General features: G+C 63.5%; 19 protein-coding genes. 9 read left to right on the top strand and 10 right to left on the bottom strand.

What is annotated here, in order from left to right; translation table 11 throughout:
• Window positions 1–181 precede the first annotated feature (181 nt).
• Together dnaJ and pmtA are read left to right on the top strand one after the other, a co-directional pair.
• On the top strand, window positions 182–1,312 hold the full coding sequence (gene dnaJ, locus ACYG9Z_RS14620; RefSeq protein WP_023681322.1) for a molecular chaperone DnaJ: 1,131 nt from the start codon (window positions 182–184) through the stop codon (window positions 1,310–1,312).
• Between the two features lie 117 nt (window positions 1,313–1,429).
• Window positions 1,430–2,035, top strand: a complete 606-nt coding sequence (gene pmtA, locus ACYG9Z_RS14615) for a phospholipid N-methyltransferase PmtA (protein WP_023681321.1) — start codon at window positions 1,430–1,432, stop codon at window positions 2,033–2,035.
• A 95-nt stretch (window positions 2,036–2,130) separates the two neighbouring features.
• Here the strand turns inward: pmtA and ACYG9Z_RS14610 are convergent, their stop codons facing one another.
• The gene (locus tag ACYG9Z_RS14610) at window positions 2,131–3,039 is read right to left on the bottom strand and encodes a LysR family transcriptional regulator (protein ID WP_023752354.1); all 909 of its coding nucleotides are present in this window, start codon (window positions 3,037–3,039) and stop codon (window positions 2,131–2,133) included.
• Window positions 3,040–3,161: 122 nt separating this feature from the next.
• On the opposite strand from ACYG9Z_RS14610, the gene ACYG9Z_RS14605 reads away from it, so the two are divergent.
• From ACYG9Z_RS14605 to ACYG9Z_RS14590, 4 genes are all read left to right on the top strand, one after another.
• Window positions 3,162–3,773, top strand: coding sequence for a LysE family translocator (locus ACYG9Z_RS14605; RefSeq protein WP_023703809.1), 612 nt, complete (start codon window positions 3,162–3,164; stop codon window positions 3,771–3,773).
• A gap of 120 nt (window positions 3,774–3,893) precedes the next feature.
• A complete protein-coding gene (locus ACYG9Z_RS14600; protein WP_023703810.1) occupies window positions 3,894–4,490 on the top strand; it encodes an NADPH-dependent FMN reductase in 597 nt (198 codons plus the stop codon).
• A complete protein-coding gene (gene pyrF / locus ACYG9Z_RS14595) occupies window positions 4,487–5,200 on the top strand; it encodes an orotidine-5'-phosphate decarboxylase (protein ID WP_023701963.1) in 714 nt (237 codons plus the stop codon). The genes ACYG9Z_RS14600 and pyrF overlap by 4 nt, the downstream gene beginning before the upstream one ends.
• A gap of 13 nt (window positions 5,201–5,213) precedes the next feature.
• Window positions 5,214–5,501 (top strand): DUF1330 domain-containing protein, encoded by a 288-nt coding sequence (locus tag ACYG9Z_RS14590; protein WP_023701962.1) that lies wholly within the window; start codon window positions 5,214–5,216, stop codon window positions 5,499–5,501.
• An 18-nt stretch (window positions 5,502–5,519) separates the two neighbouring features.
• Here the strand turns inward: ACYG9Z_RS14590 and ACYG9Z_RS14585 are convergent, their stop codons facing one another.
• The 8 genes from ACYG9Z_RS14585 to ACYG9Z_RS14550 all read right to left on the bottom strand — a co-directional run bounded on the left by ACYG9Z_RS14585 (window position 5,520) and on the right by ACYG9Z_RS14550 (window position 14,695).
• Window positions 5,520–6,617, bottom strand: coding sequence for a low temperature requirement protein A (locus tag ACYG9Z_RS14585; protein ID WP_245259927.1), 1,098 nt, complete (start codon window positions 6,615–6,617; stop codon window positions 5,520–5,522).
• 245 nt (window positions 6,618–6,862) lie between these two features.
• Window positions 6,863–7,924 carry a D-alanine--D-alanine ligase family protein gene (locus tag ACYG9Z_RS14580; RefSeq protein WP_023681315.1) on the bottom strand — a complete coding sequence of 354 codons (1,062 nt, stop codon included), beginning with the start codon at window positions 7,922–7,924 and terminating at the stop codon, window positions 6,863–6,865.
• Between the two features lie 95 nt (window positions 7,925–8,019).
• Entirely contained in the window at window positions 8,020–8,895 is an 876-nt protein-coding gene (locus ACYG9Z_RS14575) for an SMP-30/gluconolactonase/LRE family protein (RefSeq protein ID WP_460222831.1), read from the bottom strand.
• The gene (locus tag ACYG9Z_RS14570) at window positions 8,895–9,536 is read right to left on the bottom strand and encodes a 2-dehydro-3-deoxy-6-phosphogalactonate aldolase (protein ID WP_023681313.1); all 642 of its coding nucleotides are present in this window, start codon (window positions 9,534–9,536) and stop codon (window positions 8,895–8,897) included. Before ACYG9Z_RS14570 ends, ACYG9Z_RS14575 begins: the two co-directional genes overlap by 1 nt.
• Window positions 9,537–9,558: 22 nt before the next feature.
• A complete protein-coding gene (locus tag ACYG9Z_RS14565; RefSeq protein WP_023681312.1) occupies window positions 9,559–10,503 on the bottom strand; it encodes a 2-dehydro-3-deoxygalactonokinase in 945 nt (314 codons plus the stop codon).
• A gap of 5 nt (window positions 10,504–10,508) precedes the next feature.
• Window positions 10,509–11,276, bottom strand: coding sequence for an SDR family NAD(P)-dependent oxidoreductase (locus tag ACYG9Z_RS14560; protein WP_023673186.1), 768 nt, complete (start codon window positions 11,274–11,276; stop codon window positions 10,509–10,511).
• A 169-nt stretch (window positions 11,277–11,445) separates the two neighbouring features.
• Window positions 11,446–12,795, bottom strand: a complete 1,350-nt coding sequence (locus ACYG9Z_RS14555; protein WP_023681311.1) for a putative bifunctional diguanylate cyclase/phosphodiesterase — start codon at window positions 12,793–12,795, stop codon at window positions 11,446–11,448.
• 100 nt (window positions 12,796–12,895) lie between these two features.
• On the bottom strand, window positions 12,896–14,695 hold the full coding sequence (locus ACYG9Z_RS14550; RefSeq protein ID WP_023681310.1) for a hypothetical protein: 1,800 nt from the start codon (window positions 14,693–14,695) through the stop codon (window positions 12,896–12,898).
• 124 nt (window positions 14,696–14,819) lie between these two features.
• Between ACYG9Z_RS14550 and ACYG9Z_RS14545 the strand changes: the two genes are divergently transcribed.
• The 3 genes from ACYG9Z_RS14545 (at window position 14,820) to gshB (ending at window position 17,292) form a co-directional block, all read left to right on the top strand.
• Entirely contained in the window at window positions 14,820–15,824 is a 1,005-nt protein-coding gene (locus tag ACYG9Z_RS14545; RefSeq protein ID WP_023710382.1) for a glycosyltransferase, read from the top strand.
• A 4-nt stretch (window positions 15,825–15,828) separates the two neighbouring features.
• Window positions 15,829–16,203 carry a GtrA family protein gene (locus tag ACYG9Z_RS14540; RefSeq protein ID WP_023752355.1) on the top strand — a complete coding sequence of 125 codons (375 nt, stop codon included), beginning with the start codon at window positions 15,829–15,831 and terminating at the stop codon, window positions 16,201–16,203.
• A 135-nt stretch (window positions 16,204–16,338) separates the two neighbouring features.
• Window positions 16,339–17,292, top strand: a complete 954-nt coding sequence (gene gshB / locus ACYG9Z_RS14535; protein WP_023741337.1) for a glutathione synthase — start codon at window positions 16,339–16,341, stop codon at window positions 17,290–17,292.
• 92 nt (window positions 17,293–17,384) lie between these two features.
• On the opposite strand, the gene ACYG9Z_RS14530 is transcribed toward gshB, so the two are convergent.
• Window positions 17,385–18,458 (bottom strand): glycosyltransferase family 2 protein, encoded by a 1,074-nt coding sequence (locus tag ACYG9Z_RS14530; protein WP_198020718.1) that lies wholly within the window; start codon window positions 18,456–18,458, stop codon window positions 17,385–17,387.
• Between the last annotated feature and the right edge of the window lie 65 nt (window positions 18,459–18,523).

The following is an 18,523-nucleotide window of genomic DNA, read 5'->3' as shown; positions in this document are numbered from 1 at the left end:
GCCGGGCTTTTTTGCAACCCTCGCTGAAAAAGTGCGGGCCTTGCCGAAAAAGTCACTGAAAAACACAGGCACAAGCGCGCCGGCCCTAGCATCCGGGCATCACCGCTCCTAAATCGAGACAACGTGCCGGCAAACGACGCAACATGCATCAAGACGTTGAGCATCCGGACTGCGGGAAAAGATGAAAGCTGATTTCTACGAGACGCTGGGCGTGCAAAAGGGCGCCGACGAGAAGGAGCTCAAGAGCGCTTTCCGCAAGCTGGCCATGCAGTTCCATCCCGACCGCAATCCCGGCGATCACTCCTGCGAGCACAAGTTCAAGGAAATCAACGAAGCCTACGAAACGCTGAAGGACCCGCAGAAGCGCGCGGCCTATGACCGTTTCGGTCACGCCGCCTTCGAGCAGGGCGGCATGAATGGCGGCGCGCAAGGTTTTGGCGCCGGCGGCTTCGCCGACATTTTCGAGGATATTTTCGGCGACATGATGGGCGGGCGCCAGCGCCGCTCGTCGGGCGGCCGCGAGCGTGGCGCCGATTTGCGCTACAATATGGAAATCACGCTGGAAGAAGCGTTTGCCGGCAAGACCGCGCAAATCCGCGTGCCGGCCTCGATCTCATGCACGGAATGCTCCGGGACCGGCGCCAAGCCCGGCACCCAGCCGGTGACCTGCTCGATGTGCCATGGCCACGGCAAGGTACGGGCGACGCAAGGCTTCTTCTCGATCGAGCGTACCTGCCCGCAATGCCAAGGCCGCGGCCAGACGATCAAGGACCCGTGCCCGAAATGCGCCGGCCAGGGCCGCGTCACCGAGGAACGCTCGCTGTCGGTCAATATCCCGGCCGGCATCGAGGACGGCACCCGCATCCGGCTTGCCAATGAGGGCGAGGCGGGCCTGCGCGGCGGCCCATCGGGCGACCTCTATATTTTCCTGGCGGTGAAGCCGCATGAATTCTTCCAGCGCGACGGCGCCGATCTCTACTGCAAGGTGCCGATATCGATGACGACGGCCGCCCTTGGCGGCTCGTTCGAGGTGACGACGCTGGACGGCAGCCAGACCAAGGTGAAAGTGACCGAAGGCACGCAGAACGGCCGCCAGTTCCGCCTCAAGGGCAAGGGCATGCCGGTGCTGCGCCAGCCCAATGTCGGCGACCTCTATATCCAGACCGCGGTCGAAACGCCGCAAAACCTGTCGCGCCGCCAGCGCGAGTTGCTGGAAGAGTTCGAGCAGCTGTCGTCGAAGGACAATTCGCCCCAGTCGAGCGGCTTTTTCGCCCGCATGAAGGACTTTTTCGAATCCTTCGGCGAGCACTGAACCCAAGCCAAGGCCGCCACGCTTCCCAAACGTCATCAACATCTTATGCCAGATCGCGCCTTGCCTTGGACCTGTTAGCTGCTAAGTAGCGTTCGGGGAGTGTTGAGGAGAACTTGCATGGCACGTGGTCCGGGATTGCGGAAGGCGCTGGCGGAAAAGTTCGACGACGAACTCAAATTCTTCAAAGGCTGGATCGACAAGCCGAAGTCGGTCGGTTCGATCGTGCCGACAAGCTCCGTCACCGCCCGCAAGATGGCTTCCATCGTCAATCCGAAGTCCGGCCTGCCGGTGCTTGAAGTCGGCCCCGGCACAGGCGTCATCACGCGTGCAATCCTCGCCCAGGGCGTTAAGCCCGAAAACCTCTACGCGGTCGAATATTCCACCGATTTCGTGCGCCATCTGCGCCAGCTCTATCCCGGCGTCAACGTCATCGAGGGCGATGCCTTCAATCTCAACGCCACGCTTGGCGAGAAGAGCGGTATGGTTTTCGATTCCGTCGTCTCCGGCGTGCCGCTGCTCAATTTCCCGGTCGCACAGCGGATCGCCTATATTGAAAGCCTGCTAGACCGCATCCCGGTTGGACGGCCGATCGTGCAGCTGACCTATGGGCCGTTGTCGCCGATCCCGCCCGGCCGCGGCAATTACACGGTCAAGCATTTCGACTTCATCTTCCGCAACATCCCGCCGACGCAGCTGTGGATCTACCGGCGCGAAGCGCATTAGCTGGTATTGGGGGCGGGAGAAGTCTCTGGCGCCTTGTAGAGGATCGCCGTCTCCCGAAGGAAGCTCGATTGAGGGTCGATCCACATCCTTGACTGTTATCCGCCTCGCAAACTCGTGGCGACCTCTCTGATCGCCGCGCACATGGCCCGCACGGCCGTTGCTTCGGCGCTGCTGGAGAACAGAAGCAGCAGAGGCCGACGCGCACGCGGCTCAAGAGGACGCCTCGCAACGATTCGCTGCCAATCGGCCGGAAACGCCAGGCCTGGCGCAATCGACAAACCGCGCCCGGCCCCCACCAGAGCAAGCAGCGCCGCCATATCGCTCGCCGACAGGATGACAACTGGCGCAACGCCAAAATCCTGGAACAATTCGGCAAGCATTGGTCCGCAGCCGCCGCTCGACATGATGAATGGCTGGCCGTCGAGAGCGCGGATCGGAAATGACCCGCCTTGGACTGAGTTCTTTTGCGATGACGCCACAAAGAGTTCGTCGTCGACAAGTTCCTCGGCTTGGCAATTGCCGGCGATGTAGGACAGTCCAATATCGGCGGCACCGCGATCGACCCACTCCGCCACCTCGGTATCCGTGCCCAAGAGCAGTTCGACAGCAAGCTCCGGGTGCCGGACGGAAGTAATGTTCAACGCATATGGAGCAATCTTTACCGAGGCGCTGCTGACCAGCGCGAGCCGTACTCTGCCTTTGATGGAGTGTTCCCGTAGGCCGACAAGACGGCCTAAAGCATGCAAAGCGGCGCGCGCCGCGTCCAAAGCCGCCTCGCCGGTTGCGGTGAAAGCGACACCGCGCCGATCACGTATGACGAGGGGCGCGCCAACGATCTCCTCCAGCGCCTTCATTGCATGGCTTATGGCCGATTGAGAAAGACAGAGCCGCTCGGCGGTTTTGGTGAAGCTGCGCGTCTCGCTGAGCGATGTCAGGACGCGCACCATCGTGATGTTGATATTAGCTTTGTTCATGGCTGCCGAAATATCTTTCATTTCGCTCATATTAAAGAGCGCTGTAGGTTTTGTGAAGGTGAGGGAAACGACCCTCGAAATCGGCGAGCGGCTTTCCTGGCCTCTCCGGCATGCAGGCGTGCGGTACGACGAGACTGAAACTGGAGTATCGCATGAGCTACCTTCCGCAATTCCTGACCCTTGCTTCGGTCTTCCTGCTCGGCGCCATGAGCCCAGGACCCGATTTTGTAGCCGTGACTTCCCATGCGCTGATCAGCCGTCGCGCGGGGTTCCATGTGGCGCTTGGCATTGCCGCAGCGATCATGGTGTGGGCGGCTCTCGCGATGTGTGGCCTGGGCCTCGTACTGACGCAGATTGCATGGGCTCACCTTGCCGTCCGGATCGCCGGCGCCGTGTATCTCGGTTACCTGGGCAGCAAGATCCTTTTGTCGGCTTGGCAGGCGCGGCCACCGCTGGCCGTCAGTGGCGCAGAGACTACGGCTCCCTGGCGAAGCGGCTTCGTTGTCGGAATTACAAATCCGAAGACAGCCGCCTTCTTCGCGAGCCTGTTCATATCGGTATTGCCGATGCAGGCTCCGATCTGGGTCCAGGCAGTGTCGCTGGCCATAATTGGGCTGGTCGCGATGGCGTGGTTTGGGCTTGTCGCGCTGATGTTCTCCACAAGAAGGGTTCGGGCGGTATATGGCAGCGTCCGCAGGCCGATAGATGCCTTGCTCGGAGTTGCACTCATCGCGCTGAGTGCAAGAATTGCGGTCACCCACTAGCATAGCCCAGCTGCTCGGCACACCCTTCACGCGCTTGCCCCCCGATCGTTTCCGTTTTTTGAGCCAGTGCGTTGATTTGCGCAGCCTCTGGCTGTACCTGTCCGGGAACAAGAGTGGCCAATGGCTGTGATCGCGAAAATCCTCGTCTTCGCCGGCTCGGTGCGCAGCGGCGCCTTCAGCGGCAGGACCGCCGATGTGGCGCAGAAGGAGCTGGCCATGCAAGGCGCCGAGGTGACGCGCATTTCGCTGGCCGACTATCCGCTGCCGATCATCGACGAGGACCTCGAAAAGGAAAAAGGCGTTCCCGACAACGCCGTGAAGCTCGGCCGGCTGATCGCCGCCCATGACGGGCTGCTGATCGCGACGCCGGAATATAATGGCTCGATCCCGCCATTGCTCAAGAACACGATCGACTGGGTAAGCCGGGTGCGCCTGGATGGCGGCCGGCCGGTGAGGCCATTTGTCGGCAAGGTCGCCGGCCTGTGCTCGTCTTCCAACGGACATTTCGCCGGGATCCGCTGCATCAACCATCTGCGCGCCGTGCTGGTGCGCTGCCAGCTGGAGATGGTGACGCCGGAATGCTCGGTATCCGATGGCGGCAATGCCTTCGACGGCGACGGCAATTTCAGGGATGATAGACTGACCAAATCGATGGAGCACCTATGCCGCACGCTGATCGAAACCTCGCGCATGCTGTCGACCCGGACCGGGGCATGATTTCCACAGCCATGCAGGCCCACACCATGAGAGACAGGCTGATCGTCGGCCTCGACGTGCCGACGGTGAAAGAGGCCGAACAGGCGGTGCGCGAACTCGACGGCGTCGTCTCCTTCTACAAGATCGGCTATCAGCTGGCCTTCGCCGGCGGGCTCGACTTCGCCAGGGAGTTGGCCAGCGGCGGCACCAGAATCTTCCTCGACATGAAGCTGCTCGACATCGACCACACGGTGGCCAAGGGTGTCGAGAACATCGTGCGCATGGGCATGACCATGCTGACCATCCACGCCTATCCCAAGGCGATGCGGGCCGCGGTGGAGGCCGCCAGGGGCAGCGACCTGTGCCTGCTGGCGGTCAGCGTGCTGACCTCGATGGACGAGCAGGACGTGATCGACGCCGGCTATGAATATGACCCGCACACCCTGGTGCTGAGGCGCGCCGAACAGGCGCTGCATGCAGGCATGGGCGGCGTCGTCTGCTCGGCCGAGGAGGCGGAAGCGGTGCGCCGCATCGTCGGACCCGACCTGGCGGTGGTGACGCCGGGGATACGGCCCAAGGGCAGCGACCATGGTGACCAGAAACGCGTGGTGACGCCCGGCCAGGCGATCCGCAACGGCTCCAGCCATCTTGTTGTGGGCCGGCCAATCGTGGCGGCAAGCGACAGGCGCGCGGCGGCGGAAGCCATACTGGAAGAGATGCGCGCCGCGTAACGAGGAGAAGAAAATGCGCAAGGGATACTGGATAGCCCGCGTCGATGTGCGCGACGCTGAAGGCTACAAGGACTATGTCGCTGCCGCCAAGCTCGCTTTCGACCGTTTCGACGTGAAGTTCCTTGCCCGTGGCGGTGAGCATGAAAAGGCCGAGGGGCCTGGCCGCGCCCGCAATGTCATTATCGAGTTCGAATCGCTCAGCGCGGCGCATGACTGCTACCACTCGCCGGAATACCAACGCGCCGTCGCCATCCGTCAGAAAGTGGCCGATGGCGAGATCGTGCTGGTCGAGGGTATCTGACGCGCGAAGCTGCTCTGCTCAGTGCGGCGCTTCCTCCTGCGCCAGCACCTCCAGTTGATGGCGGTGCCCCGACAGCTCATAGCCGACAACGGTGACGGCCGGCGCTAGCGTCAGTAAGATGAGGCAGACCGCCATGTCGACGCCGGCAAGGGCGGCGATGATGGCAAGTGCGACGACCGCAGCCGTTCCCGCCAGCAGCCAGACGTGGAGGGGATCGAAGCGCTGGACGAGATAATAATACAGCGCATAGATCGCCCCCAGGAACACGCCTAGCGGAATGGCGACTGACAGCAGGGTCGCTACCGGGCCGTTATGGGTCTTGTGCTCGATGAAATAGGCCGCGACATGCAGCCCGGCGCCGGTGGCGACGATGGCAGCGACGATCACCATCTGGCCATAGCCCCAGACGAAGGAACGGCTGCGGTGCTGGTGCAGCACCGTCCCCGAGGGCAGCATGTAATAGACCCACCACATGCCGAAGGTGAGACCCATTCCGGCAATGCCGATCAAGGCGGCATCGAGGTTCCAGCCCTGCTCCTCGACCGCGGCCGACAGCGTCGCCAGCGTGCCGACCACCCCTTCGCCCAGCGCGATGATGGCGAACAGGCTGTAGCGCTCGGCGACGTGGTGCGCGTGCCAGGGCGTGCCGCCATCCCGGCGTTCGGCGATGACCGGTCCGGCAAGCTCGATGAGAAGCAGGACCGCGCCGAAAGCCAGGCTGGTCTCCAGCGAGAAATCGACCAGGATCTGCACCACCCAGCCGATCTGGGCGATCGCGATGGCGATGGCATAGGTGAGACAGGCACGCCGCCGCCCAGGGTCCTGCCGCGCCGCGCGCAGCCATTGGAAGATCATGGCGACGCGCATGATGACGTAGCCCAGCACCATCACCGAATTGTTGAGGTGTTCGCCATGCTCGATCGAGGCGAACATGCGCGGCAGGCCGATGGCCAGCACCAGCACGCCGATCATCTGCACCATGGTGACGAGGCGGAAGATCCAATCGTCGGTGTCATAGGCGGAGGAAAACCAGGAGAAATTGATCCACGCCCAGCAGATCGCGAAGCTGGCAAAGCCGAAGCCGATCAGCGCCGCCGCGTAGTGGCCCTCGGCCAAGGCATGCCAGTTGCGACGAGGCAAGGCTGAAGGCGGTGACGAAGGTCAGATCGAACAGCAGCTCGAGCGGCGTGGCGACGCGATGCGCCTCATGCGGATCGCGCCCGGCCATGCGCCTTATGTGATGATGGAGGGAGCTTGCTGGTGTGCTCATCGCGCGGCCTTGCCTGAGGACTGTCCCGCGACACTAAAGGTGGAGCAAAAGCCGTCAAGGCGCGGTAGGTCGTGCCGGTCCCCGCGGCCTTTCAGATCGCCTGTCGGTTCAGTCGGTTCGCCGCCGTCTCGGCAACCGCATCGGCCAGCGTCATGCTCCATTGCAGCCGGCAATAGGCGCGGAAATCGAAGCAGGGCAGGCCGGGACAGACTTCGAACTCGATGAGGTGGGCATGATCGGTGGCCTCGACCCTGAAATCGATGGAAAACACGTCGCGCAGGCCAAGTCCGCTGACCAGCCGCTCGGCGATGCGGCGGATGGTTGCCGCGGCTGCCGGCTGGGTGTCGGCAACCGCCTCCAGCACCGGCTCGCTGTATAGTCCAGCCGCCTTGGCGGCCTCGCCGGTGTCGCCGTAAAGCGCCATCGAGTCCGCCATGGTCTGGAAATCGCCGCCGGAGTCGACGAACGCAATGCCGAGCGCTTCCGCCCCGGCATCCGTTTGCAGCCCAAGGAAGCTGGCGCGGACATTGCGACCGCCGACATAGGGCTGGACGACGACATCGTCGCGATAAGCGGCATAGACCCGCCGGCTAAGCTCCAGCGCATGGGCCAGGTCGTTGCAGCGTGAATCCGGCCAGATGCCTACCTTAGAGCCGAGCCGGTTCGGCTTGACGAACCAGCCGGCTTCCGAAGCTGGCGGGGCGGCCAGCCAGCGGCCGTCGCGGGCCAGGCCTGCCTGCGGCGCCGGCAGGCCGAGCGCGCAAAGCACGGCGCCGGAGCGGAACTTGTCCTGGCAAAGCGCGAACAGCGCATCGTCGGCTCCGATGGTTCTAAGCCCATTCAGCCTGGCAAGTGCGGGCGCTGCAGCACCGCGGAAATAGGCAATGCCGTCGGTCAGCGTCCAGACAAGCGTGGTTGCGGGATCGGCCTTCGCCAGCGCGCTTGACGCATCGTCGAGTGCAACCGGCATGAAGGCGAGGCCGCGCCGCCCGCAAGCGGCGGTGATTTCATCGAATTCGGGCGCGAGATCGGTCGATTGCGCCAGATAGGACGAGATTTCCAGGGCGCGCTCGGCGGGAAAGCCGTCGGCGACCAGCCGGTCGAGACAGGCCTTTTCCGGCTCATGGACGAGGATCAGGGTCGGGCGCGGCATGGATCAGGACCTTCGGTGGTGTTGTCCCACCATGGCATGGCCCCTGCTTCAGACTTGCGCGAAACCGACCGAGCCGGACGCCTGCGCGACAGCGCTCAGGCGATGACCACGCGCGGCTCGAAGCGGCCGTTGACGGGGATGTCGAGCAGGAAGGTCATGCCGGCCTGTGGGTCGAGCTTGCGCTGCTTGTCGTCCTTGCCTTTCCAGGCCGAGGTCACCGCCAGCCGACCGGCCTTGGCCCCGACAAAGGCCGGGCACGAGGACTGCCCCGCCGGCACGGCAATTTCGCGCAACAATGTGCCATCTGGCGAATAGGCCTTGACCGCCTTGCCGCCCCAGACGGCGTTCCACAGCACGCCGTCGCGATCAACGACCGAGCCGTCGACAAAGCCCCTGGACGAGCGATGGTCGACGAACACTTTGGACTCGCCGATCGGCAGACCCGTTGCCGGATCGCAGGCGACGCGCATCAACAGGCCGGTCGAGGTGTCGGTGTAATAGGCAATCGAGCCGTCTTCGGAAAAACAGATCGAATTCGATACTGTGATGCCGGTGTAAAGCGTGCGCAATTCGCCCTTGAAGAACCAGTAGATGGCGCCGGCGCCCTTCTCCTCACCCTTGCCCATCGTGCCGACCCAGAAGGCGCCGCACGGATGGACGCGCGAATCGTTGGAGCGGGTCAGCGCATTGTCGGCCTCGATGGGCGTATGCAGCGTCAGCTTGCCGGTCGAGACGTCGCGGACATGCAGGCCAGTCTCGGTGGCGATGAGCTGGCGATTGTCATCGACAATGGCGATGGCGCTGGCCATCTGGCCGAGTTCATGGACTTTCCGCGCGCCGGACGTGACACCCTGCTCCAGCAGCAGGCCGTTGACAATGTCGAACCAGAACAGCGTATCGGTGGCGGGATCGTAGCTCGGCCCCTCGCCGAGCTCGCAGACATGGTCCGAGAAAACCGAAACGTTTTCCATCATGCCGCTCCGCCGAAGGCCGCATCCCAGGCCGTCACCGCCGCCCGGGCGCGCGAGGCCACCTCGTCGACGCTCATGCCGGGTTTGAACAGGCTGGAGCCAAGACCGAAAGCGGTCACCCCAGCGGCTTTGTAGCCGGCAAAGTCTTTCTCGGAAACGCCGCCGACGGCGCCGACCACGGTATCGGCCGGCAGCACGGCCCGCATCGCCGAAATGCCGCTGGGCCCGAGCACGCTTGCCGGGAAGAATTTGAGCGCCGAAGCCCCAAGCCTAATCGCCTGAAAAGCTTCGGTGGGGGTGAACACGCCTGGCATCGTCACCATGCCATGGTGCATGGCGCGGGCCATGACGTCGGCATCGATGTTGGGGCTGACCAGCAGCCGCCCGCCGGCCTTGGCCAAGGTGTCGACATCGGCTGAAGTCAGCACCGTGCCGGCGCCGACCAGCGTTGTCTTGGGCAAAGCGGTGACAATGCTGGCGATCGATGAAAACGGCTCCGGCGAATTGAGCGGCACCTCGATGGCTTCGATGCCGGCGTCAAACAGCGCCTGGCCGATGGCAACCGCCTCGCTGGGTTTGAGGCCGCGCAGAATGGCGACAAGACCACGCTTGAGCTTCGGGAAGGGGGCGGTCTGGGTCACGCTGTCACTCCACTCTGGTGAGTCATTTGGCGATCATGCCATTTTCCCGCGCTGCCTCGATAAGGCCGGCACGCACCGCCTCGTCGGCGTCGACCGTCCTGACGGCAAGCCCTGCAAGGTCTAGCGCCTGGCGGTAGAGGGCTGCTAGCGAGCCGGACGCAACCAGCACGATTGCGGTGGTGCTTTCGCCATAGCGGCGGCCCGCCGAGGCGATCTCGCCGCCGATCAGCAGGCCGGACAGGCAAGCGGCGGCATCGTCGGCCTTGAGGTTCTGCAGCAGGCCGGCGGCGCGGATCGAGAACAGCCGCGAGGTGACATCGCCGCCCTCCGCCAAAGCCTTGCGGCACCATTCCTGGAAGAACGGATTGTCCGGAGTGACCGGCTTCGGGCTCTCGCCCAGCGAATGGCGCAGGATAGAGTGAGTGGCCAGCACCGAAAACAGCTCGCCGGTCGGCCAGGTGCAGAAGCCGTCGACCGCGCCGTCTTCGACCAGAACCCATTTCGAATGGGTGCCGGGCATGCAGACGAGATGGCGACCTTTTGCCGGCAAACCGGCGCCGGCAAGCTGGGTTTCCTCGCCGCGCATTACGTCCGGCGCATCTTCCAGGCGCTGCGCCAGGCCAGGCACGATGCGGATGTCGCGGCTCTGGCCGGGAATGCGGGCGGCCCCCGCGAGGATGGCACTGAGCGGCGCCGGCACGATGACGTAAGGCGCTTCCAGCCAACCCTGGCGCGAGCCGGCCATGCCGCAGATGATGACTGGCAGTGTGTCAGGTGCGCTGAGCGCCGCCAGATGGCCCTCGAGGATGGTCGAAAAGCCTTTTTGCTGCGCGGTGATCAACCCATCATCGCCGCGACGCTCGGCAAGCACCCCGCCCGCCTCGTCGACCAGCCAGACCCGCATGCGGGTCGTGCCCCAGTCGACGGCGGCGACTGCCGGCGTGCCTGTTGCCGGATTTTGATTCACCGGGCTCACAGGAAACCCCCGTCCACGATCAACATCTGCGCCGTCAGCATACGCGAGGCGTCGGAGGCCAGGAACAGCACCGTGCCGACGATGTCGTCGGGCTGCATGACCTGCTTGATGCATTGCTTGGCGACATGGGCGGCGAGCCCCTGCTCGGTGACCCAGAGTTCCCGCTGCCGCTCGGTGATCACCCAGCCCGGCGCAATCGCATTGACGCGGATGCCGTCGACCCCAAGCTTGCCCGCGAGACCTTTGGTGAGGCCGAGTATGCCGGCCTTGGCGGCGGTGTAGGCCGGCATATCGGGGTGGTTGATGAGATAGGAGGTTGAGGTGAAGTTGATGATCGAACCGCCGCCGGCCCGCTTCATGCCCGGCGCGACCGCCTGTGCGGTGAAGAAATGCGGGCGCAGATTGACGGCGAGATTATTGTCCCAGAACTCGACGGTAACGTCGGCGACGTCGTGGCGTTCGTCCCAGGCGGCATTGTTGACCAGCACGGTGACGTCGCCATGCGCCTCAGCCGCTTTGGCGGCCGAAGCGCGCAACGCCTCGACGTCACGCAAATCGGTCTTGAGGTAGAGCGGTCGCCGGCCAAGTTCTTTTTCGACGCGGTCGGCAAGCAGCGTGCTTGGGCCATCGGCGATGTCGATGAAGGCGACATGGGCGCCCTGGCGAACGAAGCCCTCGGTCAGTGCCGCACCAATTCCGGAACCGCCGCCGGTGATCAGCACCGAGGCTCCCCTGAGGTCGGCAAAATCGGCCGATGGCATCATATTTTTCTCTCCCGATCCGGTCGGCGCGCATCCTATCCAGCCAAGTCCGGGGAGCAAGGGCGAAAACGGCGATTTGTTTGGCTTATGTCAGACAAAAGGACGCAAGATGGCGGCCACAGTCGATCTTGGCTCGCACCGCTGACTTGCTCGACGCAGGCAAGACCGCCGGTCAGACTGCCTTGGCGTAGAGGGCGCCGCGATAGGAATCGCGGAGGTAGCCGAGCGTGGCGTCGGCGTCGACCGGTTTGCCGAAGAGATAGCCCTGGCCGCCGGCGCAGCCGAACTGGACGAGGCGGTCGGCCTGCGCCTCCTCCTCGATGCCTTCGGCGACGACATCCATGCCGAGCCCTTCGCACATGGCCAGAATGGCGCGGATGATGTGTTCCGACGGGCGGTCGTCGAGGATCGAGGAGACGAAGGCGCGGTCGATCTTGAGCTTGTCGAAATGGAATTCGCGCAAGCGGCCGAGCGAGGACTGGCCGGTGCCGAAATCGTCGAGCGAGACTCGGATGCCGACGCGACGCAGGTCCTCGACGATCTTCTCGGCCGAGGCCGGATCGTTCATCAGGCCGGTTTCGGTGATCTCGATCTCCAGCCGTCGCGGATCGAAGCCGGTGCGGTCGAGGATCGACAATATGTGCAGGCCGGTGTTCTGGTCGACGAGTTGCGAGGGCGACAGGTTGAAGGACAGGAACAGGTCCTTCGGCCAGCTGCGCGCCGCTTCGGTCGCCTTGCGCAGCACCAGCTGCGATAGCGGGCCGATGATGCCGCGCTCTTCGGCGATCGGGATGAACACGGTCGGCGGCACCACGCCGAGGTCGCGATCGGTCCAGCGCGCCAGCGTCTCGAAGCCGATGGTGCGGCGGGTGGTCAAATCGACGATGGGCTGGAAATGCGGTTCGACCTCACCGGCCGAGACGGCACGGCGCAGCGCCTGTTCGATGCGGGTGACGCGCTTGGCCGCCTCTTCCATTTCGCGGGTGTAGACGACGACCCGGCCACGGCCCGAACGCTTGGCGTGGTAGAGCGCCGTTTCGGCCTTGTTGACGAGGATTTCCGTGGTTTCGTCGCCGGAATAAAAGAGCGAGCAGCCGACCGAGGCCGAAAGCCTGGCGGTGCGTTCGCCGACATCGTAGGGCGCCGACAGGATTTCGATCATCATGCGCGACTTCTCGGCCGCCGCTTCCTCCGAGAACACCATCGGATACAGGAAGGCGAATTCGTCGGCGCCGATGCGGCAAACGGTGGAGTGGCTGTCCATCGAAGCGCGCAGCCGCATTGCCACCTGGATCAATATGTCGTCGCCGGCCTTGTGGCCGAACAGATCGTTGATCGGCTTGAAGCCGTCGAGGTCGAGAATGCCGACCGTGAACGGCGCGGGATCGTCTGCACGGTCGCTGATCAGGCGATCGACCTTGTCGAAGAAGCGGCGATGGTTGCCAAGCCCGGTCAGCGCATCGGTGAACGCCAGATCCGAGTTTTCCCTGCTTGCCTGCCCGGTGCCAAACGTCGTTTGCATCGGTATCCCTGTTTGTGACGCCCGAAATTTAGGCTGAGACTGGCAGCAAAGCGTTTAGGAAGCGTATCGCGAAATCGATTTTTCGCTGGCGAATGATGCTTTAGCGGACGCGGTAGAGTTCGACCGGGGTTCCGCGCGTTTCGGCCACCGGTTCGAGCCAATCGGGGACGCTTCCCTGCATCAGCCTGGCCAGGAAGCCTTGCGGCGCCTTGGCGGCAAGCATCTTGCTTTCGGCGCTGCCGCGGCAGAGCGCCATCAGGCCGACGTGGTGAGCCGCCGCGATCATCCTCGCCTGGTCCGCCGATCCGAGGAAGGCATCGAGCGCAAGCAGGTCGCCGGCGATGTTGCGATGATAGGGGCCGGCAAAGACGCGGTGCCCGGAATAGGCAAGGATGGGCGAGCCGAGATTGGAAATGGCAAGCACCGTGGTGTCCGGCAGCCGGGCCAACGCCGCGAAGGAGGCCTTGCGCTCGCAGGACGGATCGCTGTCGGTGTCCTGTGCCTCGACGGAGACCTTGCTGGCCTCGAATACGCTCGACGTCGCGGCGGCAGCGCCGGCCCAGACGGCATTCGCCGACACCAGCCAGACCGCCGCCATGCGCAGCGATACGCTGCGCGCAGGGCTGATCCTCGCCCGTTCGCGCCAGCTTGCGATCCAGGCCGACAGCGGGATGACGGCAAAGGCGATCGAGAATGTCGAGCCGCGGACCTGCCAGGCGCTGACGATGAAGGCGCCGACCAGCAAGGCGCCGACGAGGCTGTCCTGGCGGCGCCATGGTCCGCGCAGGCGAAGCGCCATCAGCGCGATCGCCACCAGCGGCGTGACATAGCGCGCCGCCAGCGACGCCGGCTCATTGACGGCAATACTGAACAGCGACTGCGCCTCGTCGATGTGATCGAGCCACAATTCCTTGAGGCGCGGATCGAGGTTTGCGTAGGGAGCCGCAAGGCATTGCGGAAACAGCGCCACGATGACGGCGCCCAGCCCAAGCGCGAGCAGGCTAAGCGAGATCAGGCGGCGGCTGGCCGTGCCATTGGACACCGTGAGCGACGTCACGGCGGCAAGCCCCAGTCCGGCGATTGCCGCCACCACGAACTGCACAGCCGAGAAGGCATCGCACTGCGGCTGGCCCATGGCCGATGGCGGGATGGTGGTGACGAAGACGAGGGCTGAAACCCCGGCAAAGCCGAGACCGAAATCCCTGGCGATCCGGCGTTCGCCGCCGGGATCGACGACGAACAGCAAAGCGATGCAGGCGCCGATGGTGGCGACATAGGGCGCGGTTTCCATGCCGACGGCCAGCGTCAGGGCCGCACACAGCCCGGAAATCAGCGCCGCCCAGCGACGCGCCGGCGCCTCGAGCAGCAGGCTGAGGCTGGCCATGGTCAGCGTCAGCTGGACATTGTGATGATCGAGCGCACCCGGCAAGAAAATGCCGATGAAATGCAGCGCCGCCGCGCCGATGACGATAGCGGGCAGCACGGCGCCGACGCCGGCGAAGCTGCGTGCCGCACGGGCTGTAAAAAACACCGCCAGGCAAAACAGCAGCGACGGCCACAGCACCTGTGCGACCACTTCGGCCATGGCCATGCTGCCGGTCAGCGCCGAGGCGGCGAGGATGATGGCGGCGAGCGGTGCGTCGACCAGCCGCGACCAGTGCATGACGAAACCGCCTTCCGGCCCCATCCTGTACTGATGCAGGTCGAACCAGCCCTGGCCGGCCAGCATGTCGCGAACCTCGACCAGCCGCAGCAGGCTGTCATTGTCGCCGCCGGCATTGCTCAATTCGCGAAAGCCCGTGGCGGCATTGACGGCCAGCACCACCAGCATGGCAAGCAGCGCCAGCGTCATATCGGACTTCCAGGAGGAAGCACCCGCCTTGGCTGCGTTCATCATCATGACCTTCGTCGGAAAGACTGCGGCCTTAAACCTAGCCTTAACAGCTTCAATAAATAGTAAAGTCGCCTGAGCGAGGCCGCATATGAGCGCGGCCGGAGGCTCCGCCGGGTGTCGGGAGACGGAAATGCCGCACGAAGTCCGCCATGAGCCGGCCATTGCCGTGCTCCTGCCTTGCTACAATGAGGAACTGACCATCGCCGAGGTGGTGCGGCGCTTTCGCGAGACGCTGCCATCGGCCGAGATCTATGTCTATGACAACAATTCCAGGGATTTGACCGCGCTCAAGGCGCGCGCAGCGGGCGCCATCGTCGTCCGCGAGCCGCGCCAGGGCAAGGGCAATGTCGTGCGGCGCATGTTCGCCGACATCGATGCGGACATCTATCTGATGGCCGATGGCGACGGCACCTATGCGCCGGAAGATGCCTCGCTGCTGATCAACATCCTGCAGACCGAGCGCTGCGACATGGTGGTTGGCACCAGGCGCGGCGTCACCGACGATGCCGGCCGTTCCGGCCATGCCTTCGGCAACCGCATCTTCAACAGCCTCTACAAGCGGCTGTTCGGCGCCGACTTCACCGACATCTTCTCCGGCTACCGCGTCTTCTCGAGGCGTTTCGTCAAGAGCTTTCCCGCGGTTTCCGGCGGCTTCGAGATCGAGACCGAAATGTCGGTGCATGCCTCGCAGCTCAAACTGCCGGTGAGCGAGATCGCGCTCGATTATGGCCGCCGGCCTGAGGGATCGTCGTCGAAGCTGTCGACCTATCGCGACGGCGCCAGGATCCTGTGGATGTTCGCCATGCTGATGAAGGAAACGCAGCCGCTGCGCTTCTTCGGCGCCTTCGCGATTTTCTTCCTGGCGTCGAGCCTTGCCCTGATGACGCCGGTGCTGATCGAATTCGCCCAGACCGGCCTCGTGCCGCGCATGCCGACCTGGGTGCTGTCGGTCGGCCTGCTGCTGCTCTCGATGCTTGCGATGGTGACCGGATTGATCCTCGATTCGGTATCGCGCGGACGCGCCGAGCAGAAGCGCATTTTTTATCTCTCGGTGCCGTCAGGCCGGGTCGAACGGCGCGAACGCACTGGTGAAATCCCGAAGGCCGAACCGGGCAAGACGCCCCGGGCCGCCTGAGGCCGTGAGCCGGCTCGCCCGCTTCGTCCTTGCCGGTGGCGTTGGTTTCGTCGCCGATGCCGCCGCACTCTGGCTGCTTTTGGCGGTGACGCCGCTCGGTCCCTTCGTCGCCCGCGTGCTGTCGATCGGCTTTGCGCTCTGCGTCACCTGGCAGATCAACCGGCACCTGACCTTCTCACCATCGAGCCGCGGCGTGGCTAGCGAGGGTGCGCGCTATGGCGGCGTCGGCATCGCCACCAGCATCGTCAACTATCTCGTCTACTGCGCCATCCTGTTCGCGCTGCCGGCAATGCCGCCGCTGGCGGCACTTGCGATCGCCTCGCTGGTAGCGATGGCGCTGTCATTCCTCGGTTACTCCCGGCTGGTCTTCGACCGTTAGGGGGTCTGGGCCAAGCAAGCGCGATTGGCAGAAGCCGCCAAGTTCCGTATATCGGCGACTTGCCTTGCCGCAATTCCGGACGGAAAACCGCTACGCACTTTTCCTGGACTTGCTCGACCCGCTGGAGACCAGAAGATGACCCTGAAGATCGCCGTCCAGATGGACCATGTCTCCACCGTCTCGATCGCCGGCGACACGTCGTTTGCGCTGTCGCTGGAGGCGCAGCGGCGCGGGCACCAATTGTTCCACTATACGCCGGACCGGCTGTCGATGCTGGGCGGCAAGGTGTTTGCCCGCATCGAGGAGATGAAGCTCCGCGACGAGAAGGGCAATCATTTTTCGCTGGGCGACAAGGTGCGCACCGACCTGTCGGAGATGGATGTGATCCTGCTGCGCCAGGATCCGCCCTTCGACATGAACTACATCACCACGACGCATATTCTGGAGCGCATTCACCCGAAGACATTGGTCGTCAACGACCCGGCCTGGGTGCGCAACAGCCCGGAAAAGATCTTCGTCACCGAATTCCCCGATCTGATGCCCGAAACGCTGATCACCAAGGATCCCCAGGAGGTCGCGGCCTTCCGCAAGGAATTCGGCGACATCATCGTCAAGCCGCTCTATGGCAATGGCGGCGCCGGCATCTTCCATCTCAAGGAAGACGATCGCAACCTCGCCTCACTGCTCGAAATGTTCGCCCAGCTGTCACGCGAGCCGTATATCGTCCAGCGCTATCTGAAGGATGTGCGCAAGGGCGACAAGCGCATCATCCTGATCGACGGCGAGGCGGTCGGCGCCATCAACCGCGTGCCGGCCGACCACGATTCTCGCTCCAACATGCATGTCGGCGGCCGCGCCGAAAAGACTGAGCTGACGGAGCGCGAACGCGAGATTTGCGCCCGCATCGGCCCGTCGCTGAAAGAGCGCGGCTTCATCCTGGTCGGCATCGACGTGATCGGCGACTACATGACCGAGATCAACGTGACCTCGCCAACCGGCGTGCGCGAAGTGCAACGCTTTGGTGGCGCGGATATCGCCAGCCTGTTCTGGGACGCGGTAGAGGCGAAGCGGCGGAATTTGGCCGCGTAGTGTGCGTTGCTACGGAGGACTTTGGTGGGTCCAGAGAAGCATCGAAAGATGCTCTTTATCGGGTAAGACTGCCGAGCAAGCGGCTCATCAAATCAAACTATGTCCCGGAAGCGCCGAGGCCTCAGTTTCGGAGGAAGGAGACCGATAAGTCTGGTCTGCAATTTTCGCTGTGGTGTTGCCCAGTCTTTCAGCAGAAAACCCGCATCGGAGTTCTTTTCCAGCAATGCAAAAGCCGCAGACAGTCCGATCAGGTCGACCAAGGTCCTGCGCATTGAGTGGCGGGAGATTAAATGCGCCAGTCCCGGCGCCACTTCGCACCAACGATTGGCCAGTGCCCGCCGTATCGCTATTTCAGTATCAGGCGACATCCTGCCGAGGCCAACTCCGGTACCCAGGATGCGCCCGTCCGCCCAGCTATTGCCGCCGTGAAGCCGATAACTGCCAAGAGCCCGCCCAATCCTCACGGTTCCGCCGATCATATGGGCGGCACGAGCCATATAACCATCGGCACATATCCTTATTTCGTCCGGATCGGATGGACGCATGATTTCAAGCGGAGCTCGACGAAACATCATCCCCGATGTGGTTGACCAAAACCAACCCACGGTACCCCGATCAATAAATAATAATGTCGGGTCAGCTTCGGTGTCGACATGCAGGTAGCCGCTCATTTTCGGCATCGATCGCGGGTCGTTCAGGTGGAATACGGGATGACCGCCCGCAAGCAGGTTGCCGGCCGTATCTATCACCACCTCATCGGAGCTCGACATTGCCGCGATACGGGTTTGGCTGAGATGCGCTCTCACATGGCATTCTATGAAGTCAGGATGCCAAGCATCGTCACCGTCAAGAAACGAGATCAGGGGCCCGGCTGTCGCGTCAAGCCCGGTCATCATTGCTGTCAACTGCCCGCCATTTTGCAGTCGGGGCAGAAAGCGGAAACGACTGTCGCCAAGCTGGGACAGACACTCTTCAATCCTTCGGCGGGAACCGTCGGTCGAAAAATCATCGACCACCACGCATTCGAACGCAGTGTATGTCTGCGCCGCTACGGATCGGATCGCAGTGTCGATGAATGCCTCTTGATTGAAACAGCCTACGCAAACGGATACGGTTGGTAGCGCGATGTGAGAACCAGCTCCGCTTGGGACGATGTTTTCTTTCAAGAGGCGCTTCTCCGTACACCAGATTTGATCGCCTGAGATATTCCGTCGATCAAATGGCGGTGTTT

This window comes from Mesorhizobium sp. RSR380A, from assembly GCF_054719385.1.
This window is presented reverse-complemented; position numbering and strand designations above follow the sequence as displayed.

Bases quoted from the DNA above. Each gene is read 5' to 3' on its own strand.
- dnaJ (WP_023681322.1), top strand. From the start codon at position 182: ATGAAAGCTGATTTCTACGAGACGCTGGGCGTGCAAAAGGGCGCCGAC.
- pmtA (WP_023681321.1), top strand. From the start codon at position 1,430: ATGGCACGTGGTCCGGGATTGCGGAAGGCGCTGGCGGAAAAGTTCGAC.
- ACYG9Z_RS14610 (WP_023752354.1), bottom strand. From the start codon at position 3,039: ATGAGCGAAATGAAAGATATTTCGGCAGCCATGAACAAAGCTAATATC.
- ACYG9Z_RS14605 (WP_023703809.1), top strand. From the start codon at position 3,162: ATGAGCTACCTTCCGCAATTCCTGACCCTTGCTTCGGTCTTCCTGCTC.
- ACYG9Z_RS14600 (WP_023703810.1), top strand. From the start codon at position 3,894: ATGGCTGTGATCGCGAAAATCCTCGTCTTCGCCGGCTCGGTGCGCAGC.
- pyrF (WP_023701963.1), top strand. From the start codon at position 4,487: ATGATTTCCACAGCCATGCAGGCCCACACCATGAGAGACAGGCTGATC.
- ACYG9Z_RS14590 (WP_023701962.1), top strand. From the start codon at position 5,214: ATGCGCAAGGGATACTGGATAGCCCGCGTCGATGTGCGCGACGCTGAA.
- ACYG9Z_RS14580 (WP_023681315.1), bottom strand. From the start codon at position 7,924: ATGCCGCGCCCGACCCTGATCCTCGTCCATGAGCCGGAAAAGGCCTGT.
- ACYG9Z_RS14575 (WP_460222831.1), bottom strand. From the start codon at position 8,895: ATGGAAAACGTTTCGGTTTTCTCGGACCATGTCTGCGAGCTCGGCGAG.
- ACYG9Z_RS14560 (WP_023673186.1), bottom strand. From the start codon at position 11,276: ATGATGCCATCGGCCGATTTTGCCGACCTCAGGGGAGCCTCGGTGCTG.
- ACYG9Z_RS14555 (WP_023681311.1), bottom strand. From the start codon at position 12,795: ATGCAAACGACGTTTGGCACCGGGCAGGCAAGCAGGGAAAACTCGGAT.
- ACYG9Z_RS14550 (WP_023681310.1), bottom strand. From the start codon at position 14,695: ATGATGATGAACGCAGCCAAGGCGGGTGCTTCCTCCTGGAAGTCCGAT.
- ACYG9Z_RS14545 (WP_023710382.1), top strand. From the start codon at position 14,820: ATGCCGCACGAAGTCCGCCATGAGCCGGCCATTGCCGTGCTCCTGCCT.
- gshB (WP_023741337.1), top strand. From the start codon at position 16,339: ATGACCCTGAAGATCGCCGTCCAGATGGACCATGTCTCCACCGTCTCG.